General features: G+C 61.4%; 25 protein-coding genes. 22 read left to right on the forward strand and 3 right to left on the reverse strand.

What is annotated here, in order from left to right; translation table 11 throughout:
• Positions 1-101 precede the first annotated feature (101 nt).
• The gene (locus tag EGJ68_RS08065; RefSeq protein ID WP_123033912.1) at positions 102-1,664 is read left to right on the forward strand and encodes an arylsulfatase; all 1,563 of its coding nucleotides are present in this window, start codon (positions 102-104) and stop codon (positions 1,662-1,664) included.
• A gap of 15 nt (positions 1,665-1,679) precedes the next feature.
• Here EGJ68_RS08065 and EGJ68_RS08070 read toward each other — a convergent pair whose 3' ends face one another.
• Positions 1,680-2,255 (reverse strand): CBS domain-containing protein, encoded by a 576-nt coding sequence (locus EGJ68_RS08070; protein ID WP_123033913.1) that lies wholly within the window; start codon positions 2,253-2,255, stop codon positions 1,680-1,682.
• A gap of 503 nt (positions 2,256-2,758) precedes the next feature.
• Complete coding sequence (gene nadB / locus EGJ68_RS08080; RefSeq protein ID WP_123033915.1) at positions 2,759-4,366, reverse strand: L-aspartate oxidase; 1,608 nt, start codon at positions 4,364-4,366, stop codon at positions 2,759-2,761.
• 262 nt (positions 4,367-4,628) lie between these two features.
• On the opposite strand from nadB, the gene rpoE reads away from it, so the two are divergent.
• From rpoE to EGJ68_RS08165, 17 genes are all read left to right on the forward strand, one after another.
• Positions 4,629-5,213: an RNA polymerase sigma factor RpoE gene (gene rpoE / locus EGJ68_RS08085; protein ID WP_027948460.1), complete on the forward strand. Its 585-nt coding sequence runs from the start codon at positions 4,629-4,631 to the stop codon at positions 5,211-5,213.
• Between the two features lie 54 nt (positions 5,214-5,267).
• Positions 5,268-5,870, forward strand: a complete 603-nt coding sequence (locus EGJ68_RS08090) for a sigma-E factor negative regulatory protein (protein WP_233248717.1) — start codon at positions 5,268-5,270, stop codon at positions 5,868-5,870.
• A 6-nt stretch (positions 5,871-5,876) separates the two neighbouring features.
• A complete protein-coding gene (locus EGJ68_RS08095; protein ID WP_233248718.1) occupies positions 5,877-6,830 on the forward strand; it encodes a MucB/RseB C-terminal domain-containing protein in 954 nt (317 codons plus the stop codon).
• Positions 6,831-7,316 carry a SoxR reducing system RseC family protein gene (locus tag EGJ68_RS08100; protein ID WP_123033917.1) on the forward strand — a complete coding sequence of 162 codons (486 nt, stop codon included), beginning with the start codon at positions 6,831-6,833 and terminating at the stop codon, positions 7,314-7,316.
• 32 nt (positions 7,317-7,348) lie between these two features.
• The gene (locus tag EGJ68_RS08105; protein WP_123033918.1) at positions 7,349-8,749 is read left to right on the forward strand and encodes a Do family serine endopeptidase; all 1,401 of its coding nucleotides are present in this window, start codon (positions 7,349-7,351) and stop codon (positions 8,747-8,749) included.
• Positions 8,750-8,863: 114 nt separating this feature from the next.
• A complete protein-coding gene (gene lepA, locus EGJ68_RS08110; protein WP_123033919.1) occupies positions 8,864-10,663 on the forward strand; it encodes a translation elongation factor 4 in 1,800 nt (599 codons plus the stop codon).
• Positions 10,664-10,667: 4 nt separating this feature from the next.
• On the forward strand, positions 10,668-11,507 hold the full coding sequence (lepB, locus tag EGJ68_RS08115; protein ID WP_123033920.1) for a signal peptidase I: 840 nt from the start codon (positions 10,668-10,670) through the stop codon (positions 11,505-11,507).
• 52 nt (positions 11,508-11,559) lie between these two features.
• Positions 11,560-11,919, forward strand: a complete 360-nt coding sequence (locus tag EGJ68_RS08120) for a DUF4845 domain-containing protein (RefSeq protein ID WP_123033921.1) — start codon at positions 11,560-11,562, stop codon at positions 11,917-11,919.
• 6 nt (positions 11,920-11,925) lie between these two features.
• Positions 11,926-12,600 (forward strand): ribonuclease III, encoded by a 675-nt coding sequence (gene rnc, locus EGJ68_RS08125; protein WP_123033922.1) that lies wholly within the window; start codon positions 11,926-11,928, stop codon positions 12,598-12,600.
• Positions 12,593-13,501, forward strand: coding sequence for a GTPase Era (gene era, locus EGJ68_RS08130; protein ID WP_123033923.1), 909 nt, complete (start codon positions 12,593-12,595; stop codon positions 13,499-13,501). The genes rnc and era overlap by 8 nt, the downstream gene beginning before the upstream one ends.
• A gap of 17 nt (positions 13,502-13,518) precedes the next feature.
• On the forward strand, positions 13,519-14,247 hold the full coding sequence (gene recO, locus EGJ68_RS08135; RefSeq protein ID WP_123033924.1) for a DNA repair protein RecO: 729 nt from the start codon (positions 13,519-13,521) through the stop codon (positions 14,245-14,247).
• Positions 14,244-14,615 (forward strand): holo-ACP synthase, encoded by a 372-nt coding sequence (acpS, locus tag EGJ68_RS08140; RefSeq protein WP_123033925.1) that lies wholly within the window; start codon positions 14,244-14,246, stop codon positions 14,613-14,615. The genes recO and acpS overlap by 4 nt, the downstream gene beginning before the upstream one ends.
• Positions 14,616-14,655: 40 nt before the next feature.
• Entirely contained in the window at positions 14,656-15,552 is an 897-nt protein-coding gene (gene cysM, locus EGJ68_RS08145; protein WP_123033926.1) for a cysteine synthase CysM, read from the forward strand.
• Between the two features lie 13 nt (positions 15,553-15,565).
• A complete protein-coding gene (gene relA, locus EGJ68_RS08150; protein ID WP_123033927.1) occupies positions 15,566-17,797 on the forward strand; it encodes a GTP diphosphokinase in 2,232 nt (743 codons plus the stop codon).
• An 8-nt stretch (positions 17,798-17,805) separates the two neighbouring features.
• Positions 17,806-18,618, forward strand: coding sequence for a nucleoside triphosphate pyrophosphohydrolase (gene mazG / locus EGJ68_RS08155; RefSeq protein ID WP_123033928.1), 813 nt, complete (start codon positions 17,806-17,808; stop codon positions 18,616-18,618).
• Positions 18,619-18,770: 152 nt separating this feature from the next.
• Positions 18,771-19,418 carry an adenylate kinase gene (adk, locus tag EGJ68_RS08160; protein ID WP_123033929.1) on the forward strand — a complete coding sequence of 216 codons (648 nt, stop codon included), beginning with the start codon at positions 18,771-18,773 and terminating at the stop codon, positions 19,416-19,418.
• A gap of 182 nt (positions 19,419-19,600) precedes the next feature.
• On the forward strand, positions 19,601-20,506 hold the full coding sequence (locus tag EGJ68_RS08165; RefSeq protein WP_123033930.1) for a hypothetical protein: 906 nt from the start codon (positions 19,601-19,603) through the stop codon (positions 20,504-20,506).
• 72 nt (positions 20,507-20,578) lie between these two features.
• On the opposite strand, the gene mobA is transcribed toward EGJ68_RS08165, so the two are convergent.
• Positions 20,579-21,151 carry a molybdenum cofactor guanylyltransferase MobA gene (mobA, locus tag EGJ68_RS08170; protein ID WP_123033931.1) on the reverse strand — a complete coding sequence of 191 codons (573 nt, stop codon included), beginning with the start codon at positions 21,149-21,151 and terminating at the stop codon, positions 20,579-20,581.
• A 115-nt stretch (positions 21,152-21,266) separates the two neighbouring features.
• Between mobA and tsaB the strand changes: the two genes are divergently transcribed.
• Genes tsaB through trpS form a run of 4 tightly spaced genes read left to right on the forward strand, consistent with a single transcriptional unit; the run spans position 21,267 to position 25,105 of the window.
• Positions 21,267-21,965 carry a tRNA (adenosine(37)-N6)-threonylcarbamoyltransferase complex dimerization subunit type 1 TsaB gene (tsaB, locus tag EGJ68_RS08175; protein ID WP_123033932.1) on the forward strand — a complete coding sequence of 233 codons (699 nt, stop codon included), beginning with the start codon at positions 21,267-21,269 and terminating at the stop codon, positions 21,963-21,965.
• Positions 21,965-22,765: an undecaprenyl-diphosphate phosphatase gene (locus tag EGJ68_RS08180; protein WP_123033933.1), complete on the forward strand. Its 801-nt coding sequence runs from the start codon at positions 21,965-21,967 to the stop codon at positions 22,763-22,765. Before tsaB ends, EGJ68_RS08180 begins: the two co-directional genes overlap by 1 nt.
• A 25-nt stretch (positions 22,766-22,790) precedes the next feature.
• Positions 22,791-24,101, forward strand: coding sequence for a M18 family aminopeptidase (locus EGJ68_RS08185; RefSeq protein ID WP_123033934.1), 1,311 nt, complete (start codon positions 22,791-22,793; stop codon positions 24,099-24,101).
• Positions 24,098-25,105 carry a tryptophan--tRNA ligase gene (gene trpS, locus EGJ68_RS08190; protein WP_123033935.1) on the forward strand — a complete coding sequence of 336 codons (1,008 nt, stop codon included), beginning with the start codon at positions 24,098-24,100 and terminating at the stop codon, positions 25,103-25,105. The genes EGJ68_RS08185 and trpS overlap by 4 nt, the downstream gene beginning before the upstream one ends.
• Positions 25,106-25,147: the final 42 nt, after the last annotated feature.

Here is a 25,147-nt window from a genome sequence, read left to right on the forward strand (position 1 = left end):
TTTGCGTATTTGTGCCGCTGGGGTGGATCCCCGTCGCACAGTGGCCACACGGTGGTCAGTCGTGCCCTAATGCGCGTGTTCTTAGACCTGAGGCGATTTGTATGAGCACGCGTAACCCGATCCGTTATACCTCTCGACTGCTGGCGGCTGTTTTGCTGCTCGGTGTTTGCTCGGTGACTGCGGCCGCGAAAAAGCCCAATATTCTGGTGATCTGGGGAGACGACATCGGTTGGTCGAACCTCAGCGCCTACCACCAGGGTATGCTCGGGGGTAGCACCCCAAATATTGATCGCATTGCTCAGCAGGGTGCGCGCTTCACCGATTATTACGGTGAGCAGAGCTGTACCGCCGGGCGCTCGGCCTTCATCACCGGTCAGCATCCCCTGCGCACCGGTCTGCTCAAGGTGGGCATGCCGGGGGCGGAGATTGGTCTGCAGGCGGAGGACCCAACGATTGCGGAGTTGCTCAAGCCCCACGGCTATGCAACCGGGCAGTTTGGCAAAAACCACCTGGGTGACAAGGATGAGTACCTGCCGAGCAATCATGGCTTCGACGAGTTCCTCGGCAATCTGTATCACCTGAATGCGGAGGAAGAACCCGAAACGTATTTCTATCCAAAAGACCCGGAATTCCGCAAGCGCTTCGCCCCGCGCGGCGTTATTCGCTCCTACGCGGACGGACGCATTGAGGATACGGGGCCTCTGAATCGCAAGCGCATGGAGACGGTCGACCAGGAGTTTACCGACGCGGCCCTGGATTTCATGACCAGGGCCCAACGCGACGACAAACCGTTCTTTGTCTGGTTCAACGCTACCCGCATGCACAACTGGACCCGCCTGGCGCCGCAATGGGACGGTGCGTCGGGCTATGGCCTGTACGCCGATGGCCTTATGGAGCACGATAATCACGTCGGTCAGCTGTTGGATAAACTGGATGCGATGGGGATCGCCGACGATACCATCGTGATTTATTCGACGGACAACGGGGCGCAAACAAATACCTATCCCGATGGCGGCGTGGAGCCATTTCGCGGCGAAAAGGGCTCGACCTGGGAGGGTGGCTTCCGCGTTCCGGCGATGATCCGCTGGCCCGGCGTAGTTGCACCCGGCACCGTCATCAACGACATTTTCTCACACCTGGACTGGATGCCCACGCTGCTTGCGGCGGCGGGTGAGCCGGGTATCAAGCAGAAGTTGCGCGGCGGGCACCGCATCGGTGGCCGGGAATTCAAGGTGTACCTCGATGGCTACGACCAGACCGAACTGCTGGCGGGTGAGGGGCCGGGGAAACGCGACACTCTGTTTTACTTCGACGACAACGCCAATTTCAATGCGCTGCGCTGGGGCGACTGGAAGGTGCATTTCGCCTGGGCGATGCAGGGTTGGACGGGTCCGCGGGAGGCACTCAATTTCCCGCGGATCATAAACCTGCGCAGCGACCCGTATGAAACCTCGATCGACTCGGGTTTGTATTCGCGCTTCTTCGCCGACCAGCTGTGGCTGTTTGTGCCGGTACAGCAGGAGGTCGGCAAGTGGCTGGCAACATTCCGCGAGTTCCCACCGCGCCAGCCGACTGCGAGCTTCACGATTGATCGCATCATGCAACAGATGCAACAGATGCAACAAATGCGTGCTGCAGCGGCGCAGGCGGCTGGCGGTCCCTAGGGCCATCCCGCGCCGCTAGTGCAGCAAGGCCTCGCAGATGTCCGCGAACGTGCGCGCCTGGGTGTGGTCCTGGTAGTCGACATGCAGGCGCCGGGCGATCTGCCGCGCATCGAGCAGTCCGCGCAGGCTGATGCCATCGTTGGCGATCACCATCAGGTAATCCTGGCCGAGGTGCTGCATCGTTTGCAGGATCCTGCCAACGCTCGCGTGCAGAACCTGGTCGTGGCGCACACCCTGTAGCGTTGAGCACGGCGTCATGACATCACCGACGGTCAGGTCCTGCCGTACCTTGCCGCTGGCGACTGTAATCTGCATGAGGCGCGATGACACCAGATCGCGGCGGGTGATGATACCTTTCAACTGCTCATCCATGTTGATGACCAACTTCAGGCTGGCGTGTTCACGCTCGAGGAGCATGAGCGCTTCAGCGACACCGGTGTTGCTTTCCAGTAGCGGCGGAGCGTTGTAGTCAAAGTCCAACAGCGCCTTGCTGGCGGGGCTGGATAGCTGCAGGTCACGCGGCAGCTCGGGCTGGTGAATGCGCTTGACGTCGGTCAGCGACAGTGTGTGCAGGGCTTTGAAAGCCTCCATTGAACTTCTCCTTGAGCACACGCGAGGCGTGCACCCTGTCGTTTAAGAAAAAAAACGTGACGGTGGAGGTTCAGCGGGCGGGTGGTGCCCTGGGGTGGTGCGGTAGGTAGGGCTGTGGTGTTGATCGTCGGCGCAGTGCAGCTGTGGTGGAGACGTAACGGTCAGATTCGGCGAGTTGCGCCTGTGTGCCGACGGGAACTGCCGGCTCAGCGTTGTTCTCTTCTGCAACGGGGTTGTCAAGGGTATCGACCTCGGCGGCCAGGCCTGCGCCGGGGTCGGTCGCTGCAACAGCGGCGTGCTCGGCAGTACCGAGAAGACATGCAAGCAGCAGGGCAAGGGGAGCAACCCCTGTTAACCACCACCTACTTGGTTCCCGCATGCCTTGCATCGGCCACCACCTCGTTGACACAGTGAAACGGTACACCCGCAGGCATCCCCCGAGTCAACAGGAATTGTGGTAGTAATGCCAATTCCGCGACGCAGGCAGTGCTTTGCAGCCCGGCTCAAGGTGAGGCAGGTATTGACTCTGCGCTGGTAGCCACGGGGGTGAGGACAGTGTCCAGCGCCTGCTTCAGTAGCGCGGGGTAGTCCAGCGTGTAGTGCAGGCCCCGGCTCTCTTTTCTTGCCTGCGCACAGCGGATCATGAGTTCCGCGACCATCGCCAGGTTGCGCAGTTCGAGCAGGTCATTGCTGACCTTGTAATTGCTGTAGTACTCGTTGATCTCGTCCTGCAGCAGCCGAATTCGATGCTCCGCGCGCGCCAGGCGTTTGTTGGTGCGCACGATGCCCACGTAATCCCACATGAAACGCCGCAGTTCGTCCCAGTTGTGAGAAATCACAACGTCCTCATCGGAGTCCGTGACCTGGCTTTCGTCCCAGGGCGGGGCTGGTTGGGGAGGTGGACATTGTGCAATGTTGGCGGCGATATCGGTGGCCGCCGACTCGGCGAAGACGATGCACTCGAGTAACGAGTTGCTGGCCATGCGGTTGGCGCCGTGCAGGCCGGTGCACGACGCCTCACCAATCACATAAAGGCCGCCCACGTCGCTGCGGCCCGCGGTGTTTACTACCACGCCGCCACAGGTGTAGTGGGCGGCTGGCACCACGGGAATCGGCTCGCGCGAGATGTCGATGCCCAGTTCCAGGCAGCGCGTGCTGATGGTGGGGAAGTGCTCGTCGAGAAAGGCCCGGGGTTTGTGTGAAATATCGAGGAAAACACAGTCTACCCCCAGACGCTTCATTTCGTGATCGATTGCGCGTGCCACGATATCCCGCGGCGCGAGTTCCGCTCTGGGGTCGAAGTTGTGCATGAACTGACTGCCGTCGGGCAGGCGCAATTTGCCGCCCTCACCGCGAATTGCTTCCGTAATCAGGAACGACTTCGCTTTCGGGTGGTACAGGCAGGTGGGGTGGAACTGGTTGAATTCCAGGTTGGCCACACGACAGCCCGCGCGCCAGGCCATGGCAATGCCGTCGCCACTGGCACCGTCCGGGTTACTGGTATAGAGATACGCCTTGCTGGCGCCGCCCGTTGCCAGTACCACGGCCCTGGCCTGAAACAGGTCCACCCGGTCGCGTTCGCGGTCGAGTATATAAGCACCTTCGCAGCGGCCTTCGCGTGTAACCAGGTCCACCGCCACGCGGTGCGCAAAAACCTCGATGTTTTCTGCCGCAAGCACGCGCTCGGTGAGAACCTCAGAAATTGCTCGACCGGTGCGATCGGCTGCGTGGATAATGCGCCGGTGACTGTGGCCTCCCTCCATGGCCAGGTGGAACTCGCTGCTGGCGCCATGACGCAGGTCGAAGTCGACACCCTGCTCAACCAGCCACTCGACACAGGCACGACTGTTGCTGACGGTGAAGTGCACGGCCTCCGGGTTGCACAGTCCCGCACCGGCGACCAGTGTGTCAGCCACGTGCGAGTCCACGGTGTCGGATGAATCAAGCACCGCCGCCATGCCACCCTGTGCCCAGTAGGTCGAGCCCTCGTTGAGGTCGCCTTTGCAGATCAGCGCGACACGCAAATGCTGTGGCAGGCGCAATGCGGCGCTGAGCCCGGCAGCGCCGCCACCAATGACAAGGACATCGTGTTGCAGGAAAATGGCGGACATGGCTGGGTGCTTGCTGCCTCAGGATGTGAAATATAGTATGTTGCTCAATAACTTACGTAACACAGCTTACAGCAGGTCACCGGGATGGCGAGTATAAACGAGGTATCCCGGAATAAGGAAATACACCATTGTGGAACTTTTTGGGCAACAACCCCTCTTACTGGCATCGTGGCGTGAGTGTGATTGTACAGATTGTGGTCGCTACCGAGCCGCCGGTTCGCAGCAATGAAATGCTGGTATTGAGCAGGAAAGGAGTCACGGAGTGACAGCGGCAGAGACCGACCAGCAACTCGTGGCGCGGGTGCAGAAGGGCGATTCACGGGCGTTTGATGTGTTGGTACTGAAGTATCAGCACAAGATTTTCGGCCTGATCAGCCGCTATGTACACGATGCCGACGAGGTACAGGATGTAGCGCAGGAGGCTTTCATCAAGGCCTACCGGGCACTGCCCAGGTTTCGTGGCGACAGCGCTTTTTACACCTGGCTGTATCGAATCGCGATCAACACGGCAAAGAATCACCTGGTAGCACGCTCCAGGCGCCCGCCAGGATCCGATGTCGAGATTGATGATGCGGAGTATTTTGAAGGCGGCGGTGCGCTGCGCGAGATTGAAACCCCCGAGAGTGCGCTGTTCGGTGAGGAGTTGAAACAGGTTGTTGACCGGGCGATTGCGGAATTGCCCGATGATTTGCGCACAGCGGTAACTTTGCGCGAGTTTGATGGTCTCAGTTACGAGGATATCGCGGAAGTCATGGATTGCCCGGTCGGTACCGTCCGCTCGCGAATATTCAGGGCCCGGGAAGCGATAGACCGGCAGGTGAAACAGCAGATCGATGGCGTGGCGTGAAGGCATCTGAGCGCACGCAGTATGAATTAGGACAACAGGCAGAGGATGTGGGTAATGACCGAGCAACTGCGTGAGTCTCTTTCGGCCTTGATGGACGACGAGGCAACGGAACTGGAGCTGCACCGGGTATTGGGCGAGCTCGAGAGTGATGCGGCATTGCGCCAGACCTGGGTGCGCTATCAGCTGGCGCGCTCGGCCATGGGGGGCCAACCCGTGAGTCACGCGCGACTGGATATTTCCCGCAGTGTAAGCGCGGCCATTGCGGCCGAGGCGGGTGCGGAAACCAGCCGCAGCAGCCTGCGCGAGCGCTGGGTGCGCCCACTGGCCAGCCTGGCGGTGGCGGCCTCGGTGACGGCGGTTGTCGTGCTCGGTGGCCAACAGTTGTATCAGGCGGGCAGCCTTGAGGGCCAGAGTGCGCCGGTGGCAGCCAGTGGCGTTTCCGCGGTGGGCTTTGTCAACAGTCTTGGCGCCGTGCCCATGCGTGCAAGCTACGGTGCGCAGGCCGTGCCCCAGCTGGAGCCAGCGGCGCGTACGGCCTATCGCGAACTGGCACGCCAACGCATGTATCAATACATGCAGGAACATGCAGAGCACGCGGCGCTCAATTCCCCGCAGGGCCTGATTCCCTTCGCACGCGTTCCCCAGATAGAGGAGTAGGTCTGCGTGAAGTGCGTTGCGCGGCAGCTTGCGTCCAGCGTTGTTTGCGGCCTGCTGTTCTGGGCTGGCGGTGTCGCCGCACAGGGTCCGGTCTGCAGCGAGGCGGACGCCGAAGCCCTGCAATGGCTGGCGCGCACGGTAAAAAGCCGTTCTGAGGTTGCTTATCAGGGCGTGGTGACGCTGCAGCGCGGCGACGACATGCAGGTCGTTCAGGTGGCCCGTTCGCTTGCCGATGGTTACTCCTCCGAGCACTTGACGCGCCTAACCGGGCAGGGGGCACAGGTCGTACGCCCCCACCATCCCCTCAATTGCACGCATCCCGGTGAACAGCTGCTGACACTGGGTGACAGGGTAGAGGCAGGCGACTGTGGCCTTGCCAGGTATTACCGCTTCGAGGTCGGCCCGGGGGAGCGTATTGCCGGACGGCAGTCGGTGAAGCTGGAGATCCAGCCTCGCGATATGTACCGCTACGGGTTCCTGCTGGAACTCGATCAGGACACCGCATTGATGTTGCGCGCCAGCACGCTCGGCCGGGGGGGCAAGATCCTCGAGCGGTTCCAGTTTGCTGATCTCAGCTACGATGAGCCGCTTGAGCCGCGCTCGGGCATGGACACCGTACATCCCGCGGCGCACCCGCACCCCGATGATCCCACCGCGGGTGCCCGGCTGTCCGTTCCCTGGATTGTAAGCTGGCTACCCAACGGCTTCACTGCCACAGACGCCGCCGATCCCGAGGGGCCGCGACGCACCTACACCGATGGTCTGGCCGTGTTCTCCGTGTTTCTGGAGCAGTTGCCGCGGGAGTTGCGCCCCGGTGAAGGGCTGGCCCGTCTCGGCAGCTCGCTGTCCTACACCCGTGGCATGCATCTGGCCGACCAGCCGGTGCTGGTGACTGTGATCGGCGAAGTGCCCGTGAACACAGCGCGCATGGTAGCCGATTCCATCCGGGTGGCGCGCTGAATGCTCATTGAGAGCGGCAGAGTGGTCGCGCTGGAAGCCGACAGCCTGTGGGTGGAAACAATCCGCCGCAGCACCTGCGGGGCCTGTGCCGCGCAGAAAGGCTGCGGCCACGGCTTGCTCAACCGCATCCGCGATGGCCAGCGTGGGCTGGTGCGCGTGCTGCCGGGTGAGTTCCGGTTGTCGGACTATCGCATCAATGACGAGGTCCAGATCGGGGTGCCCGATGATGTGATCGTGCGCGGTTCGCTGATTGTCTACATGCTGCCGCTGCTCACCCTGTTGGGCGGTGCGGCGCTGGCCTCCCAAGGGTTCCCTGCCGCGTCGGACTTTGCTGCAGCTGTGGGCATGTTGGTCGGTTTCGCCGCCGGGCTGATGCTCGTGCGCTGGCATGCCTGGCGGCACCGCGATGATCGCCGCCTGCAACCGGTGCTGGCTGGCGCCCCGGTGCGCGGCAGTTCGCCTGCCCAGGCATTGCACATTCATTGAAAACCGTTTTTTCCAGACCAAGGATTTACCGCATGATTTCCAGTAAAACCCTGTCGACCGTGTTGTTTTTAGGTATTGCCTTGGTGGCGCCCGGGTTGTCCGCCCAGTCGCTGCCCGATTTCAGCAATATCGTGGATTCCGGGTCTCCCGCGGTGGTGAAGATCATTGTCGAGCACCCCGCCGGTCGCGCGGCGAGCGGACAGCCTGATATGGAGCAGATTCCCGAGTATCTGCGGCGCTTTTTCGAATACCGGGGCGAGGCGCCTCCCCAGCGTCAGCGGATGTCCATGGGCTCCGGTTTCGTTATTTCTGAAGACGGTTTTATCGTCACCAACAACCACGTGGTCGATGGGGCTGACAGTGTGTTGGTGCGCATGATTGATCGCCGTGAGTTCGAGGCGGAAGTCGTGGGCACCGACCCCCGCTCCGATCTGGCCCTGCTGCGTGTGGCGGCAGACGGCCTGCCTTTCCTGCGTCTGGAGACGGGCGATGCGCTGAAAGTGGGCGAGTGGGTGTTGGCCATCGGCTCACCCTTCGGCCTGGATTACTCGGTGACCGCCGGTATCGTCAGCGCCATGGGGCGCAGCCTGCCCACCGAGGAAGGCGAGAACTATGTACCCTTCATACAAACTGATGTCGCGATCAACCCGGGCAACTCCGGTGGCCCCCTGTTCAACCTCAACGGTGAAGTGGTCGGGGTCAACTCGCAGATATTCACGCGCAGCGGCGGCTCCATCGGCCTGTCTTTTGCCATACCGGCGAGTGTGGTGCGCAACGTGGTCGCCCAGTTGCAGGAGCAGGGGCGCGTAACGCGCGGCTGGCTGGGTGTGACCATTCAGGACGTGGACAAGACGCTGGCCGAGTCCTTCGGCCTCGACCGGCCCCAGGGTGCGCTGGTGGCGCAGCTTGCCGAGGGTGGCCCGGCGGCTAAATCGGGCCTGCAGCCCGGCGACGTCATCCTGCGTTTTGACGGCAAGGATATTTCCACCTCCGCAGACCTGCCCCACGTCGTGGGCCTGGTCACGCCCGGTGACAAGGTGTCGGTAGAGGTGATGCGAGACCGCAAACGCAAGACCCTGCGGGTGACTGTCGGCGGGCTGGATGCCGATGACAGCTTTGCCCTGCGCAATGAACGCGGTGGCGACGCCGGTGTGGGTCGCCTGGGGCTGCTGGTGGACGATGCGAGCCCGGAAGCACTGGAACGGCTGGGACTCTCCGGGGGGGTTGTGGTGCGTCAGGTGGCGCCCGACTCGGTGGCGTCGGATGCCGGTGTCGTGCCCGGTGACGTCATCACCATGCTCGGCTCCACGGCGGTCAAGGATGTGGACAGTTTCGAGCGCGCGGAACAGCGGTTGTCCGCCGGCGATTCCGTGCCGCTGCGCCTGATCCGTCGCGGCTCCCCGCTGTTTATCGGGCTCAAGCTGCGCGATTAGGCTGCGGCACCATGCCGTTGGCGTTTCCGCTAACGGCATGGCGGCAGGCAGGGCATTGGGTTACAATCGCGCGTCTTTTCGCCAGCACCCAATGACCCTGACCGAGCAACGTGAGTGAGTGATCTCAGCCACATCCGCAATTTCTCCATCATTGCCCACATAGACCACGGCAAATCCACCCTTGCAGACCGCTTTATCCAGCACTGTGGTGGCCTCAGTGCCCGGGAGATGAATGCCCAGGTGCTCGACTCAATGGATATTGAGCGCGAGCGTGGCATTACCATCAAGGCGCAGAGCGTCACCCTCAACTACACCGCGCGCGACGGACAGGTCTACCAGCTCAATTTCATCGACACGCCGGGGCACGTGGATTTTTCCTACGAAGTGTCCCGCTCTCTCTCGGCTTGCGAGGGTGCACTCCTTGTTGTGGATGCCGGGCAGGGGGTGGAGGCGCAATCGGTTGCCAATTGCTACACCGCCATCGAGCAGGGCCTCGAAGTACTGCCCATCCTCAATAAAATGGATCTGCCCCAGGCGGACCCGGACAAAGTGCGCAAGGAAATCGAGGAGATCATCGGCATTGATGCCACTGAGGCCTGCCTGGTCAGTGCGAAATCGGGTATGGGTATCGAGGATGCGCTGGAATACCTGGTGGAGAATATCCCGCCGCCGGAAGGGGACCGCGAGGCCCCGTTGCAGGCGCTCATCATCGACTCCTGGTTCGACAACTACCTCGGCGTGGTCTCACTGGTACGGGTGAAGCAGGGCGTGCTGCGCAAACGCGACAAGATCATGCCCAAGTCGACCCGCAAGGTGCATCAGGTCGACGGCGTGGGCATATTTACCCCGAAGCGCCTCGAAACCGACATCCTGCAGGCTGGCGAAGTGGGCTTCGTGGTCGCGGGTATCAAGGAAATCCAGGGCGCGCCCGTCGGGGATACGCTGGTCAACGCCCAGCACCCGGATGTTGCGGCCTTGCCCGGCTTCAAGAAGATCAAACCGCAGGTGTATGCGGGTATCTTCACCATTTCCTCCGACGATTACGAGGATTTCCGCGATGCGCTGGCCAAGCTCACGCTGAACGATGCCTCGCTGTTTTACGAGCCAGAGACATCTGACGCACTCGGCTTCGGCTTCCGCTGCGGCTTCCTCGGCATGCTGCACATGGAAATTATCCAGGAGCGGCTGGAGCGCGAGTACGACCTCGACCTGATTACGACGGCACCGACCGTGATCTACGAGGTGGTCAAGAAGAACGGTGACATTGTGCAGGTCGACAATCCGTCCCGCCTGCCGGAAGTGGGCGACATCCAGGAAATGCGCGAGCCCATCGCACGCTGCAATATTCTGGTGCCGCAGGACTACCTCGGCAACGTCATCACACTCTGCGTCGAGAAGCGCGGTACGCAAAAGGACATGCTGTTTCTCGGCACCCAGGTGTCGGTGGTGTACGACATCCCCATGGCCGAGGTTGTGCTGGACTTCTTTGACCGGCTGAAGTCCGTGAGCAGAGGCTACGCCTCGCTCGACTACAGCTTTGACCGCTTTGAGACAGCGAGCCTGTCGCGCCTGGATGTGATGATCAACGGCGAGCGTGTTGATGCACTCGCCATTATCGTCCATCACGATCACGTTCAGCACCGGGGGCGCGTACTGACCGAGAAAATGAAAGAACTGATTCCTCGGCAGATGTTTGACGTGGCCATTCAGGCCGCCGTCGGCGGCAAGATCGTGGCGCGGCAGACGGTGAAGGCGCTGCGCAAGAATGTCACCGCCAAGTGTTATGGCGGCGATGCCAGCCGCAAGAAAAAGCTGCTGGAAAAGCAGAAGGCGGGCAAGAAACGCATGAAACAGGTGGGTAATGTAGAAATACCGCAGTCAGCGTTCCTGGCTGTGCTCAAGGTGGACGGATAACACGATGACCATAGATTTCCCCCTGATTCTGGTGATTCTGGTGTTTGGCAGTGGCGCCATCTGGTTGCTGGATGCGCTGCTGTTTGCGCCCAAGCGCCGCCAGCGACGCGACGCGCTGCGCAGCAAATTTCCGGCCTGGGAGCAGGAAGGGAGCCGCGATGCGTTAGCCTATGATGCGCAGGTCGTCAGCACAGCCGCCGAGCCGGCACTGGTGGAATACTCGCGTTCGTTCTTCCCCGTATTGTTCGTGGTATTTGTGCTGCGTTCCTTTATCGTGGAGCCGTTCCAGATTCCGTCTTCTTCCATGGTGCCAACGCTTGAAGTGGGCGACTATATCCTGGTGAACAAATTCACCTACGGTCTGCGCCTGCCGGTCGTGCGCACCAAGGTGGTGGACCTGAATGAACCGCAGCGCGGCGACGTTATGGTGTTCTTCCCGCCACACATGAACGACACCTATTACATCAAGCGCGTGATCGGCCTGCCGGGTGATACGGTCAGCTATCGCAACAAGCGCCTTTCGGTGAACGGAGCACCGGTTGCCACTGAAGATCTCGCGGTGCTGCCCGGAGCGGGAGCGCGTTACCAGGTCAGCATGGAATCCCTGGGCGGCGAGCCGCATCTCATGCAGGCAGACCAGCTGCGCCCGGCGCGCGACTTCAGCGTTGTGGTCAAGCCGGGTCACTACTTCATGATGGGGGATAACCGCGACAACAGCAGCGACAGCCGGGTATGGGGTCAGGTGCCGGAACGGGATATAGTAGGCAAGGCCTTTGCGATCTGGATGCACTGGGACTCGCTGTTCAGTATTCCCAGCTTCAGTCGTGTCGGGTCCATCCAATAAGTCAGCCAGCTCGCGGGGTGAGGGTATGAAATTGCGCCACAGACAATCGGGAATGTCTCTTCTGGGAATGCTTACTGTCGCCATCATGGTCGGCTTTTTTGTCATGTGCGGGCTGAAGATGGGCCCCAGTTATTTTGAATACATGACGGTCAAGGATGTGGTAACTCGGGTAGCCAACGAACATAATCCTGACGTTGACACCATCGCCGACATTCGGCGCAAGCTCGCCAACCTGTTCAACACGAACCAGATTTACGGCCTCAAGCCCAGCGAGATCGACGTATTTCGCAAAGATGGAAAAACCTGGATAGACGCCAATTACGAAGCGCGCATCCCCCTGTTTGGTCGTGTTGACGCCGTCATACGGTTTGATGACCTGGAATTTCAGGCGGGCGCCGGCGGCGCCTCCTGATGTTACATGGATAAGCTGGCTCATCTGCAACGTCTGTTGGGTTATACCTTCAATGATCCAGCGCTGTTGCAATTGGCCCTGACCCATCGCAGCGCGTCCGGTACCAACAATGAGCGCCTCGAGTTTCTCGGCGATTCCATTCTCAACCACGTGATTGCCGAAGCACTGTTCCAGCGCCTGCCCAAAGCCCGGGAAGGTGACCTCAGCCGATTGCGCGCGAGCCTGGTTAAAGGCGACACCCTGGCCGAGATCGGCCGTGAGCTGCAGCTGGGTGAGTATCTGCGTCTGGGGCAGGGTGAGCGCAAAAGTGGCGGTCACCAGCGCGGGTCCATCATTGCCGATGTGCTGGAGGCTGTTACGGGCGCGATTTTGCTCGACGCGGGCGTAGAGGCCTGCCGTGAATGCTTGCTGCGCTGGTTTGACAGCCGCTTACAGGGCCTGCAACCCGGCACGGTGCGCAAGGATCACAAGACGCGTTTGCAGGAGTTCCTGCAGGGACGTGGCATGGCGTTGCCGGCGTACGAACTGGTGGCTGTCAAGGGCGAAGACCACAATCAGCAGTTCCATATTCAGTGTGTACTGCCGGCCCCCGCAGGTGCTTTTCCCGGCTCTGGCAGTAGCCGTCGCAAGGCAGAGCAGGCCGCTGCCCAAGCTGCGCTGGAGGCGCTGTCCAATGTCTGAGACCACCGAGGCAAACCTGCGTTGCGGCTATGTCGCCATTGTGGGGCGCCCCAATGTGGGTAAATCCACGCTGCTCAACCACCTGCTCGGCCAGAAGATCAGCATCACCTCGCGCAAACCGCAAACAACGCGCAACCAGGTGCTGGGAATCAAGACCGAGGACGATTGCCAGATTATCTTTGTCGACACGCCCGGCCTGCATCAGGTGGAAGCGAGGGCGATCAACCGTTACATGAATCGCGCGGCAAGCAGCGCCATTCGCGATGTCGATGTGATCGTCATGGTTATCGATCGCACCGCCTGGACGGAAGAGGACGAGTGGGTGCTGCAGCGTGTGAAGCAGTCAGGCCTGCCCACGTTGCTGGTGGTGAACAAGGTTGACCTGCTGGACAACAAGCAGGTGCTGTTGCCACACCTGCAGGGTTTAGCGGAAAAAATGCCCGAGGCGACAATTGTGCCGCTGTCAGCCCTGCGCGGGCAGAACCTCGAGGCCCTGGAGGGAGAGATTCGCCAGCGCCTGCCGCACTCGACGCATTTTTTCCCCGAGGACCAGATTACCGACCGCAGTCAGCGGTTCCTTGCGGCTGAAATGGTGCGTGAAAAAATCATGCGCCAACTCGGCGACGAATTGCCCTACGCGGTCGCTGTCGAAATTGAGGAGTTCAAGCAGGACGGCGCCATCCTCAACATATCGGCCCTGATCCTCGTTGAGCGCGACGGGCAGAAACGGATCCTGATCGGGGAGGGCGGTAGCCGCCTGCGCAGCATTGGCACGGAGGCGCGGCGCGATATGGAACGCCTTTTTGACAGCAAGGTGATGTTGCGATTGTGGGTGAAAGTGAAGTCCGGCTGGTCCGACGATGAGCGGGCGCTGCGCAGCCTCGGCTACGACGATCGCTGACCGGTGCCTGTGGCGTCATGCGTGTCTCACTCCAGCCAGCCTATCTCCTGCACAGCCGCCCTTACCGCGACAGCAGCCTGCTGCTGGACATGTTCACCGCGGAGCACGGACGGGTGTCGCTGATTGGCCGCGGCGCACAGCGTCGCAGCCGTGGCGGCTCGCAGGCCGCCCTGCTGCAGCCCTTCAGGCCGCTGTTGGTCAGCTTCGCCGGGCGCGCCGACCAGAAGCCGCTGCTGGCGGTAGAGGCCGCCGGTGCTGTGCCGGCACTGCGCGCCGAACGCCTGTTCAGCGGTCTCTACCTCAACGAATTACTCGTCCGATTGCTGCAACGCCACGATCCACAACAACCACTGTTTGCCCTTTACGGTGCTACGCTTGAATGTCTCGCCACCAAACCGGTGGTGGATGCCGACCTGCGGCGTTTCGAGTTCGGTCTGCTGGATGCACTGGGCTATGGCTTCGACCCCGCGCACGATGGCCACAGTGGTTTGCCGGTAGTGCACGGCGGATGGTATCAGTATCAGGCTGAATTCGGCCTGGTCGCTTGTGACACTGCGGCCGTGGCGCCGGGCGCGCGCTTTGCGGGAGGTGATTTACTGAGTATCGCCGCAGGCCACTATGACGGCGAATATGGCGCGGCGGCAAAGCGGCTGTTGCGGCACGCATTGGCCAGCCATCTGGGTGAGCGGCCGCTGCATAGCCGGGAGCTGTTCCGCCAGTTTCGCAACGCGGGCCGCCAGCAATGATCGCCCTGGGCACTGATATCCTGGAAATCGAACGCATTACCGCGGTGGTGGAACGCCTGGGCGAACGTTTTGTGCAGCGTATTCTTACGCCGGCTGAGCGGGCGGAGTATGTGGCGAGTCAACAGGGCGTGCGTCTGCTGGCGAAGCGGTTTGCGGCCAAGGAAGCCGTCGCCAAGGCGCTGGGCACCGGCATCGGTCGGGGCGTGAGCTGGCAGGATATCGAAGTGCAGCACGACGCGTTCGGCGCGCCACGGGTCGTACTCTCTGGCGGTGCTGCCGAAGTGGTCCGGCGCCGCGGCGGCACCACGGTGCTGCTGTCACTTGCCGATGAGCAGGCCTACGTGGTGGCGTTTGCCGCCCTGCAGTAGACATCGTTATACTGGGCAGCCCCTCGGGTTACGGTGAGTCATGTCCGAATATCCCACGATCGAAGAATGCATCGGCAATACGCCGCTGGTGAAGTTGCAGCGTCTGCCCGGCGCTACGTCCAATACCCTGCTGGCCAAGCTGGAGGGGAACAACCCCGCCGGCTCGGTAAAAGACCGCCCGGCACTCAGCATGATTGCCGAGGCCGAAGCGCGCGGTGATATACGCCCCGGGGATACGCTGATAGAGGCGACCAGTGGTAACACGGGTATCGCCCTGGCCATGGCGGCGGCGATTCGCGGCTACCGTCTGGTATTGATTATGCCCGCGCACATGAGCAGTGAGCGCAAGCAGGCCATGTCCGCTTACGGTGCCGAACTGGTGGAAGTCAGCCAGGCGGAGGGCATGGAGGGGGCACGCGATCTTGCCATGGCCATGGAAGCTGAAGGCAAGGGGCACGTGCTCAACCAGTTCGGTAACCCCGACAACCCGCTGGCGCACTATCGCGGCACGGGCCCGGAAATATGGCGCCAGACCAGTGGAACCATTACCCACTTTATCGCGTCCATGGGTACTACCGGTACCATCATGGGGGTGTCGGCCTTTCTCAAGGCTCAAAACCCCGATATCCAGATTATTGGACTGCAACCAGTGGAGGGCTCCAGCATTCCTGGCATCCGGCGCTGGCCGCAGGCTTATCTGCCGGCCATTTTCGATGCCGCCCGCGTGGACCGTGTGCTGGATATCTCACAGCAGGAATCCGAACACCACATGCGCCTGATGGCGCGGAAAGAGGGTATTTTCTGCGGTGTTTCTTCTGGCGGCGCCATCGCCGCGGCCCTGAAAATCTCCGCTGAAGTGAGCAATGCCGTCATTGTCGCCATTGTATGTGACCGCGGTGATCGCTACCTTTCCACAGGCGTTTTCGCCACCTCCTGAGGCACCCCGCACCATGGTTCGAGTCCGGGAGCAATCGCATATCACCTCGACGGGTGAGATCGACCTTGAGCGCTGGTTGGCACAGCTGCCTACCCTGCATCGCGAGGACGATGAACATCGTCTGCTGGAGGCCTGTCGTCTGGTCCGGGCCGCCCGTGGCCGCCCTGGGCGCGATCTGCCTGACTGGGCGCACGATCCCGATTGCTTTGCGGCGGGACTGGATATCGCACTGATTCTGGCGGAGCTGCATGTAGGTACCGATTGCCTGGTGGCCGGTGTTCTCTACCGCGCCGTGCGCGAGGAGCGGCTGACACTGGATGAGGTGGAGCATGGTTTTGGCGGGGGCGTCAGCCACCTGCTCAGCGGTGTTCTGCGCATGGCCGCCATCAGCGATCTGCAAACCCAGATCGATTCGCCTGTGCTGGGCCAGCAGCACGGCCAGAAAGACAACATTCGCAAGATGCTGGTAGCGCTGGTCGACGATTTTCGCGTGGCCTTGATCAAGCTTGCCGAGCGCACCTGTGCTATCCGGGCTGTGAAGAATGACGAGGAGCGGCGCTGGTCCATTGCGCGTGAGGTGTTTGATGTCTACGCACCGCTGGCGCATCGGCTCGGCATTGGCCATCTCAAGTGGGAGTTGGAGGACCTCTCCTTCCGCTACATCTACGGCGATGCCTACCGCAAGATCGCCCGCCTGCTGGACGGCAAACGCCTGGAGCGCGACCGTTATATCGCCCGTGTTGCCGAAGAGCTGACCCGTGTGCTGGGGGAGGCGGGGCTGCAGTTCAACATCAGTGGCCGCGCGAAGCACATCTACAGTATCTGGCGCAAAATGCAACGCAAGGGTATTGGTTTCTCGCAGGTGTACGATATTCGCGCGGTGCGTATTCTGGTGCCGGAAATCAGGGATTGCTACGCAACGCTGGGCCTGGTGCACGGGCTGTGGCGCAACATCCCGAACGAGTTTGACGATTACATCGCCAACCCCAAGGAGAACGGCTACCGCTCACTGCACACTGCGGTGATCGGGCCCGAAGGCAAGATACTCGAGGTGCAGATTCGCACCACCCAGATGCATGAAGAATCCGAGTTGGGCGTATGCGCGCACTGGCGTTACAAGAAGTCGGATGTGCCTTCGAACCTGGCGAGCAGCTACGAAGAAAAGATTGCCTGGCTGCGTCAAGTGCTGGACGTGAACGACGTGATCGGCGACAGCAGTGATGTCGTCGAGCAGTTCAGCTCGGACCTCGCGCAGGACCGGGTCTACGTGTTTACTCCCAATGGGGATGTGGTGAATCTCACCTATGGCGCGACGCCGCTGGATTTTGCCTATCACGTACACACCGAAATCGGCCACCGCTGTCGCGGCGCCAAAGTGAACGGAGCCATCGTACCGCTTACCTACACGCTGCAAACAGGCGAGCGCGTGGAGATTCTCACCAGTCGCCAGGGCGTCCCCAGGCGTGACTGGCTGCAGTCGGGATTGGGGTATCTGCGCACCTCCCGCGCGCGAGCCAAAGTGCAGCAATGGTTCAAGGCGCAAGCGCGTGAAGATAACGTGGATGCCGGCAGGCACTTGCTGGAGAGAGAGTTCCGTCGCCTCGCATTGACCAGCGTCGACTACCGCCGCGTGGCGGACAAGGTTCACATGCCGACGGTCGACGACATGTATGCTGCCGTGGGCGCGGGTGACCTTGCGTATTCCACGGTTCTGAACGCTGCACAGTCGCTGGTGGAGAAACGCGCCGAACCTCAACTGCAGGTGGCGCGTCCGGGCAATGACCCGCTGTCGCGCGATCAGATTCGCGTGCAGGGCGTGGGCAACCTGCTGACCCACATGGCTGGCTGCTGTAAACCTCTGCCGGGCGATGCGATTACCGGCTTCATCACGCGGGTACGCGGTGTGAGCATCCACCGCAGTGACTGCGCACGGCTGCTGGACTTGCAGCACAGCGCGCCTGAGCGGGTAATTGAAGTGGCATGGGGCGAGTCGCCGCGCGAAAACTACGAAGTGGATGTCGCCATTGAGGCCTATGACCGACAGGGGCTGTTGCGCGATATCACAAATCTCTTCGCCAACGCGCGTATCAATGTGCTCGCTATCGCCACCCAGACCAACAAGAAAAAACATACCGCGACCATGCGTCTCACCGTGGAAGTGCCGGATCTTGGCGCTCTGTCAAAACTGCTGGAACGAATCAGCCGCCTGAGCAACGTGGTGTCCGTTGCTCGGGTATCGGAGTGAGTAAAGCCATGTCGACCACACCCTACACCCTTGCCGACCTGCTGCGTGTGATGCAGCGCCTGCGTGACCCGGAAAGCGGTTGCCCCTGGGATCTGCAGCAGGACTTTCGCAGTATCGTGCCCTCCACCCTCGAAGAGTGTTACGAGCTCGCCTCCGCGATAGAGCACGGTGATTATCCCCACGTTGCCGAAGAGCTGGGCGACGTGCTTTTCCAGGTGGTGTTTTATGCGCAGTTGGGGCGGGAGCAGGGACTATTTTCGTTCGACGAAATTGTGCATACCCTGGTGGACAAATTGCTGCGCCGCCATCCGCATGTATTTGCCTCAGGCGAGATAGAGGGGCGCGTGGATGCCCGACATGATGTTGCCGAGGTAAAGCGCAGCTGGGAGGCGATCAAGCGCGAGGAACGAGCCGCTCGCGCGCAGCGGGGCATCATGGACGACGTGCCTGTAGCGTTGCCCGCACTGCCGCGTGCGCAGAAACTGCAAAAGCGGGCAGCTCTGGTCGGCTTCGACTGGCCTGACGCGGCTGCAGTGCTGGATAAACTCGACGAAGAACGGGGCGAGTTGCAGGACGCCATGGCGGCGGGCGATGCGGCAGCTGTGGCGGATGAAATGGGCGACCTGTTGTTTACCTGTGTGAACCTTGCGCGGCGGTTGGGCCTCGATGCAGAAGCCACGTTGCGTGCCGCGTCGGCGAAATTCGAGCGGCGCTTCCGCGTTATGGAGGCCGCGTTAGCCGAGGCGGATGGGCGTGGGCTCGCTGCCCTGACCAGCGAAGAGCTTGAAGCACTCTGGGTAGCGGCCAAAGCGCGCACCTGAGTTCGGCACGCGCCCCCCCGGGGGCGCCCGTCCGGGGCTTGTGCAATAACCCGCCCCTGTGTATGGTTACCGCCCTTATTCGTACGGCCATATTGCTTCGCTGCGCAGCGGCACGGGTTAGAGCTGCAAGACAACCTCGAGGATGCATCTGAATGCGATTGATACTTCTTGGCGCCCCCGGCGCCGGTAAAGGCACCCAGGCCCAGTTCATCACTGAAACCTGGGGTATCCCCCAAATTTCCACCGGGGATATGCTGCGAGCTGCAGTGAAAGCCCAAACCGAGCTGGGCTTGGCGGCCAAGGAAGTCATGGACTCCGGCGGCCTGGTGTCCGACGACATCATCATTGGCCTGGTGAAGGAACGCATCAAGCAGGCGGATTGCGTCAACGGATTTCTGTTCGATGGCTTTCCACGCACAATTCCGCAGGCAGAAGCCATGGTCGACGCCGGCGTTGATATTGACCATGTCGTAGAAATTGCAGTAGAAGACGAGGAAATCGTTGCACGTCTGAGTGGTCGCCGCGTTCACCCGGCGTCCGGTCGTGTGTATCACGTGCTGCACAATCCACCGAAGAAAGCAGGCGTGGATGACGAAAGCGGTGAGCCGCTGGTGCAGCGCGACGACGACAAGGAAGCGACCATTCGCAAGCGTTTGCAGGTGTATCAAGAGCAGACCCGTCCGCTGGTGCAGTTCTACCAGTCCATGTCTGGTCCGCAGGCTCCCGCTTGTCATCGCGTCGAGGGCATTGGCAGCGTCGAAGATATCCGCCGCAAAGTATTTGCGGCTTTGGGTCGCTAGTCAGGCCGGTTGCAATGCTGCGCTGAAAGCGCGAGCCTTCTCAGACCGAGTTTCCTCCCCGTGTAACGACGACGTGCGACACGTTGCGTGCGCGTCGCGTTACAAATGCACTGTTGTAAGCCCTCGTGAATATTGCTATTTTGCCTGCAACTCTGGGATCACAAAAGTTGGGGATATCGCGTATGGCAACGGCCAAAGGCAAGGCGAAAGCAAAATCCGGCGCACGTAAGGCACCGGCCAAAAAGGCGCCGCGCAAGAAAGTGGCTGCCACCTCAAAAAAAGCATCAGCATCTGCCGCAGCAGAAAAGCGCGCGCGCGATGCGCTGGCGAAACTGCAGGCAACTGTAGAGTCGGAAAAAAAGGCGTTGGCAGATGCGCGTGCCCAGCTCAAAAAGGCGCGCAGCGATGCGGATGCACGTGCGAAAAAATCTGCGACCAAAGCGGTTGAGCGTGTGAACAAACGCCTCGACAGTGCTCGTGGCAAGTTGGACGCCATGCGCCAGCGGGTGAAAGAAGTGATTGCGGAAGCGCAGCTGGCGGGCCACCGCATGGCTGCTGAAGAACGCATTCTGGCCAAGAAGGCTGAGCTCGCCGCCAAGGCAGAAGTCGACAAGGCGCGCGCACTGGCGCGGCACGCACGGCAGTGGAGTAAAGAGCGCGCCAAGGCTGACGCCGAAAAGCTTTCAGCCGTGGAGAAAAAAGTGCTGGCAAAGTTGCGCGCCGCAGAGAAAAAGGCCGAAGCAGCGGCCAAGTCTGTATTTGGCCGGGCGCGTAGCGGGCAGAAGTCAGTTGCCTCAGGCGTTGATTCGGCGCTGTCTCGCGCCGGTAAACGAACGGCAAAAAAGGCGCCCGCCAAATCCGCAGGGAAGAAGTCGGCAGCGAAGAAGCCGGTAGCCAAAAAATCGACAGCCAAGCCCAAAGCCGCTGCCGCTGGCAAAGCCGGCACCCAGGCGAAAAAACCCAAGGCTGCAGCGAAGAGAGCGCCCGCAAAGAAAACTGCGCCGAAGAAAAGCGCACCGAAAAAAGCGGCTGCACCCAAGCGAGCGACTGCAACCAAGCGTAAGGCGCGAGCCAAAGCGCCCGCCTGATTAGCGCAGGTCAGCGATAACCCGCCCCGGATGCCCGGCGCGGGTTTTTTTCTGCCTGCAATATGTCGTCAGTCAGTCAACGCTGTCGGGGGTATTGCAGTTGAGGAAACACGCCGCGTTGAATTCGGCGGTGACCACGTGCTGGCGCGCGTACCAGCCCTTCACCGAGCGCCCGCCAGCAGCGAGATACGTCTCCAGTGTTGCCAGAGCGCGGTGGCGCAACAGGGCGTGGAGGTAATGAGGGCTGCCCTCGGTGGTGGCGTATGCAATGTCCGCGTGCGGGGTCGCCTCTAGTGCCTGCAGGAGGGTTGTGGCGAGGTCCCGTGGTACCAGCGGCGTATCACAGGGCGTCAGCAGTAGCAGAGGTGCAGCAACGGCAGGCAGTGAATACAGGCCGGCGAGCGGACCATCGTAGCCGGGGACATCCCTGAAAACCTGATCGGCATACCCGGCATACGCCGTACTGTTGCGATTACAGCTGATGTAAAGGGTGTTGACCTGGGGCCGCAGCCTGGCGGCGACCTGTGCGATCAATGGCTGCCCGCGCCAGGGCAAGAGGCCTTTGTCACGCCCGCTCATGCGCTGCCCGCTGCCGCCGGCGAGTATCAGCCCGGCTATGCGCCCGCTCTGCTCTACATTATTCACCGGTTTCCTGCCCTCCCAGGTTCAGGCTATCCACTTGCTGTGAGATAATTAAGGTCGGCGGCAGCGGTTTTTGCAATGCAGCCTGTTGTCGTCACTGTCTCCTGTAGCGGACCCTATGACAAGTATTCTCGCGATTGATACCTCTACCGATGCCTGCTCCGTGGCCCTGTTGACCACCGGTACGGTGCGGGTGTTGCAAGAGCACGCACCGCGGCGGCACAACCAGTTGCTGCTGGGCATGCTGCGCGAGCTTATGCCCGGCGGCCCCGATGGTCTGGATGCGGTTGCTTATGGCTGTGGGCCGGGTTCTTTCACTGGCCTGCGCATTGCCGCCAGTGCGGCGCAGGGTATCTGCTTCGCCGCACAGTTACCCGCGTTGCCGGTGTCTACGCTTGCTGCGCAGGTGCAGTCCGCTATTCGCCTCGGCCTGGCCGGCGAGGGGAGTTGTGTGCTGAGTACACTGGATGCACACATCGGCGAATTGTACTGGGCGCTGTATCAGGTTGTGGATGGGCGTCCGCATGCCGTATCAAGCGAAGCGGCCTGTCGGCCCGAAGCACTGGTTATTCCAGGTGCCGAGCAGGTTGTGGCGCTGGGTGGCGGCATGCGCTATCACACGGACATGACGGGCGCCTGTCAGGCGCGTTTCAGCGCGGTGTATGACACGTTGCTACCCAGCGCTGAGGATATCCTGCCGCTCGCCGAAGCGGCGTTTACGGCGGGTGCGTGGCAACAGGCGGAGGCCATTTGCCCGGTGTATGTGCGCGATGAAATTCGCTGGAAGAAGCTTGCCGAACAGGGGCCCCAAAGCTGATGGATATCCTGCAGGCGATGTTCCTCGCCTTTCTGCAGGGCCTCACGGAGTTCTTGCCGATCTCCAGTTCTGCACACTTGGTTATACCTTCGCTGGTGCTGGGTTGGCAGGATGAGGGGCTCACTTTTGATGTTGCCGTGCACGTGGGCACACTGCTGGCGGTCGTGACGTATTATCGGCGCGATCTGCTGGCAATGACGGGGAGTTGCCTCGGCCTGTTGCGGGGGCGCGGCAACAATGCGGACACGCAGCTGGTGTTTTATCTCGCGGTGGCCACAGTGCCGGTGTGTGTAGTGGGCTTCCTCGCCGATGACTTCATCGAATCGCAGCTGCGCAGCTTGCCCGTGATTGCCACGACAACGCTGCTGTTCGGATTGCTGCTGGGATTGGCTGATCGTCATGCGCGGCTGGCGTCGTCTTTCGCCACGCTCACTCTTGGCATTGCCCTGATTATAGGCCTGGCACAGGCTCTGGCCCCGGTACCCGGGGTGTCGCGCTCGGGCGTCACGCTGACAGCGGGACTGTTGCTGGGCCTGAACCGTGCCACGGCGGCGCGGTTTGCCTTCCTGCTGTCGATACCCGTGATCGCCGGTGCCGGCCTCCTCAAAGGCATACAGCTGGTCGAGGAGGGCGCAGCAGTCGACTGGGCGTTGATGGCTGCGGCCGCCTTGCTGGCCGCGGTGACCGCCTACGCCTGTATTGGTTTGTTCCTGCGCCTGTTGGAGAGGGTCGGCCTTATGCCCTTTGTCTACTACCGCATCGTATTGGCCGCGGTGCTGTATACGCTGTGGCTGCGTTAACGCTGTTTCTGGGAGCGCTTTGACTATGCACGTCGATGAATTCAACCGCGAGTTGCTGGCTTTTCTGGCCGCTGCGACCACGCCCTTCCATGCGGTCGAGGTATTGGCCACTCGCCTGCAGGCTGCGGGCTTTACCCCGTTGCAGGCAGAGCAAGCCTGGCCGCTGCAGGCGGGCGGGCGTTACTACTTGACGCGCAATGACAGTTCATTGATCGCGTTTACCGTCGGTACCGAGTGTCCACCGGAGGCGGGGGTACGCATGGTCGGGGCGCACACCGACAGCCCCTGCCTGATGGTGAAACCCACACCGGAAAAGCGGCGCGCCGGCTATTTCCAGCTGGGCGTGGAGGTTTACGGCGGCGCCTTGCTCAACCCCTGGTTTGATCGCGACCTGTCGCTCGCCGGGCGTGTGAGTTTTGCGGATGGCGGTGGAGTCCTGCGCACGGCCACCGTCGATTTTCGCCGGCCGCTGGCGGTGATTCCCAGCCTCGCCATTCACCTGGACCGCGAGGCCAATCAGTCGCGCAGTATCAACCCGCAAACAGACATTCTCCCGGTGCTGTCACTGCAGGCAGATGCGGCGTTACCGTCTTTCCGCGAGCTGTTGCGCGAACGCCTGCTGGAGGAACATCCCGACTGCGGTGTAGCGGAGGTGCTGGACTATGAGCTCTCATTTTACGATACACAGCCTCCGGCGCTGGTTGGCCTGCACAGTGAGTTCGTCGCCTCGGCCCGTTTGGACAACCTGTTGAGCTGCTTCACCGGGCTGCAGTCGTTGCTCGCCGCGGATGGCAGGCAGAGCTGCCTGCTGGTGTGCAATGATCATGAGGAAGTCGGCAGCCTGTCCACCTCCGGCGCTCAGGGCCCGATGTTGCTTTCTACCCTGCGGCGTATGGTGCCAGACGAAACCGCGCTGGCCAGGCTGGTTGCACAGTCGGTGATGATTTCGGCAGACAACGCCCACGGTATTCACCCGAATTACGCTGACCGGCACGATGACAACCACGGACCGCTGCTGAACGCGGGGCCGGTGATCAAGATCAACGCGAACCAGCGTTACGCCACCAACGCCGAGACTGCCGGCCTGTTCCGTTTGCTGGCCAGGGAGGAAGATGTGCCAGTCCAGAGCTTTGTGGTGCGTTCGGATATGGGGTGTGGCAGCACCATCGGCCCGATTACTGCCGGTGGCACCGGCGTTCGTACCCTCGACATCGGCGTACCGACTTTTGCCATGCACTCGATTAGGGAGCTGGCGGGGCGTGATGACGCCGCGAACCTTTCCCGTGTGCTGCGGCGCTTCTATAATCAACCCGGGCCATTGATAGGAAACTCATGACTACACAACGCGTTCTCACCGGCATTACCACTACCGGTACGCCGCACCTGGGCAACTTTGTGGGTGCCATTCGTCCGGCCATTGCGGCGTCAAACGACCCGGCGATAGAGTCCTTCCTGTTCCTCGCGGATTACCACGCGCTGATCAAGTGCCAGGATCCGGCACAGGTGCGCCAGTCCAGCAAGGAAATTGCCGCGACTTGGCTGGCCCTGGGCCTGGATACCGAGCGGGCGGTTTTCTATCGCCAGTCAGATATTCCGGAAATTACCGAGCTCACCTGGATCCTCTGCTGTAATGCCGCCAAGGGCCTGATGAACCGTGCGCACGCCTACAAGGCGGCAACTCAGGCCAACGAGGAGGCGGGGGAGGACCCCGATTTCGGCGTGACCATGGGGCTGTTCAGCTATCCTGTGTTGATGGCTGCGGATATTCTCATGTTCGGTGCCCATCGCGTGCCGGTAGGGCGTGACCAGATCCAGCACGTGGAGATGGCGCGGGATATCGCACAGCGCTTCAACCACAACTTCGCGCCCTTATTCACCTTGCCGGAAGCCGTGATTGAAGACCACGTTGCGGTACTGCAGGGCCTGGATGGACGCAAGATGAGCAAGAGCTATCACAATACCATTCCCCTGTTCCTGCCGGAAAAACAGCTGCGCAAGGCGATCAACAAGATCAAGACCAACCTGCTTGAGCCGGGTGAGCCGAAGGACCCCGATGACTCAACCGTGTTCCAGATCTGGTCTGCCTTTGCTTCCGCCGAGGATACCGCGCGCATGCGAGCGGATTTCGAGGCAGGCATTGCCTGGGGGGAGGCCAAGCGGCAACTGTTTGAGCTGGTGAACGACACGCTGGCGCCGGCGCGCGAGCGCTATGAAGCGCTACTCAATGATCCCGGGCACATCGAGGCGGTGTTGCAGCGTGGCGCCGAGCGCGCCCGGGCCTACAGCGTGCCGTTGCTCGCACAGGTGCGCGAGGCGGTGGGCATTGGCGCCATGCGCTGAGCAGTTTGCTGTGGTGCCGGCCGCACGCGAGATGTGTGGCCA

Origin of the sequence: Haliea alexandrii, assembly GCF_003719295.1 — a bacterium.
In the GTDB taxonomy this organism is placed as follows: Bacteria; Pseudomonadota; Gammaproteobacteria; order Pseudomonadales; family Halieaceae; genus Haliea; species Haliea alexandrii.

What these genes read in the sequence shown, in the direction of transcription:
- adk (WP_123033929.1), top strand. Translation starts at nt 18,771, where the DNA reads ATGCGATTGATACTTCTTGGCGCCCCCGGCGCCGGTAAAGGCACCCAG.
- acpS (WP_123033925.1), top strand. Translation starts at nt 14,244, where the DNA reads ATGATCGCCCTGGGCACTGATATCCTGGAAATCGAACGCATTACCGCG.
- EGJ68_RS08090 (WP_233248717.1), top strand. Translation starts at nt 5,268, where the DNA reads ATGACCGAGCAACTGCGTGAGTCTCTTTCGGCCTTGATGGACGACGAG.
- EGJ68_RS08100 (WP_123033917.1), top strand. Translation starts at nt 6,831, where the DNA reads ATGCTCATTGAGAGCGGCAGAGTGGTCGCGCTGGAAGCCGACAGCCTG.
- EGJ68_RS08180 (WP_123033933.1), top strand. Translation starts at nt 21,965, where the DNA reads ATGGATATCCTGCAGGCGATGTTCCTCGCCTTTCTGCAGGGCCTCACG.
- EGJ68_RS08065 (WP_123033912.1), top strand. Translation starts at nt 102, where the DNA reads ATGAGCACGCGTAACCCGATCCGTTATACCTCTCGACTGCTGGCGGCT.
- recO (WP_123033924.1), top strand. Translation starts at nt 13,519, where the DNA reads ATGCGTGTCTCACTCCAGCCAGCCTATCTCCTGCACAGCCGCCCTTAC.
- trpS (WP_123033935.1), top strand. Translation starts at nt 24,098, where the DNA reads ATGACTACACAACGCGTTCTCACCGGCATTACCACTACCGGTACGCCG.
- nadB (WP_123033915.1), bottom strand. Translation starts at nt 4,366, where the DNA reads ATGTCCGCCATTTTCCTGCAACACGATGTCCTTGTCATTGGTGGCGGC.
- cysM (WP_123033926.1), top strand. Translation starts at nt 14,656, where the DNA reads ATGTCCGAATATCCCACGATCGAAGAATGCATCGGCAATACGCCGCTG.
- EGJ68_RS08105 (WP_123033918.1), top strand. Translation starts at nt 7,349, where the DNA reads ATGATTTCCAGTAAAACCCTGTCGACCGTGTTGTTTTTAGGTATTGCC.
- tsaB (WP_123033932.1), top strand. Translation starts at nt 21,267, where the DNA reads ATGACAAGTATTCTCGCGATTGATACCTCTACCGATGCCTGCTCCGTG.
- lepB (WP_123033920.1), top strand. Translation starts at nt 10,668, where the DNA reads ATGACCATAGATTTCCCCCTGATTCTGGTGATTCTGGTGTTTGGCAGT.
- mazG (WP_123033928.1), top strand. Translation starts at nt 17,806, where the DNA reads ATGTCGACCACACCCTACACCCTTGCCGACCTGCTGCGTGTGATGCAG.
- era (WP_123033923.1), top strand. Translation starts at nt 12,593, where the DNA reads ATGTCTGAGACCACCGAGGCAAACCTGCGTTGCGGCTATGTCGCCATT.
- EGJ68_RS08070 (WP_123033913.1), bottom strand. Translation starts at nt 2,255, where the DNA reads ATGGAGGCTTTCAAAGCCCTGCACACACTGTCGCTGACCGACGTCAAG.
- relA (WP_123033927.1), top strand. Translation starts at nt 15,566, where the DNA reads ATGGTTCGAGTCCGGGAGCAATCGCATATCACCTCGACGGGTGAGATC.
- EGJ68_RS08165 (WP_123033930.1), top strand. Translation starts at nt 19,601, where the DNA reads ATGGCAACGGCCAAAGGCAAGGCGAAAGCAAAATCCGGCGCACGTAAG.
- rnc (WP_123033922.1), top strand. Translation starts at nt 11,926, where the DNA reads ATGGATAAGCTGGCTCATCTGCAACGTCTGTTGGGTTATACCTTCAAT.
- EGJ68_RS08185 (WP_123033934.1), top strand. Translation starts at nt 22,791, where the DNA reads ATGCACGTCGATGAATTCAACCGCGAGTTGCTGGCTTTTCTGGCCGCT.
- EGJ68_RS08120 (WP_123033921.1), top strand. Translation starts at nt 11,560, where the DNA reads ATGTCTCTTCTGGGAATGCTTACTGTCGCCATCATGGTCGGCTTTTTT.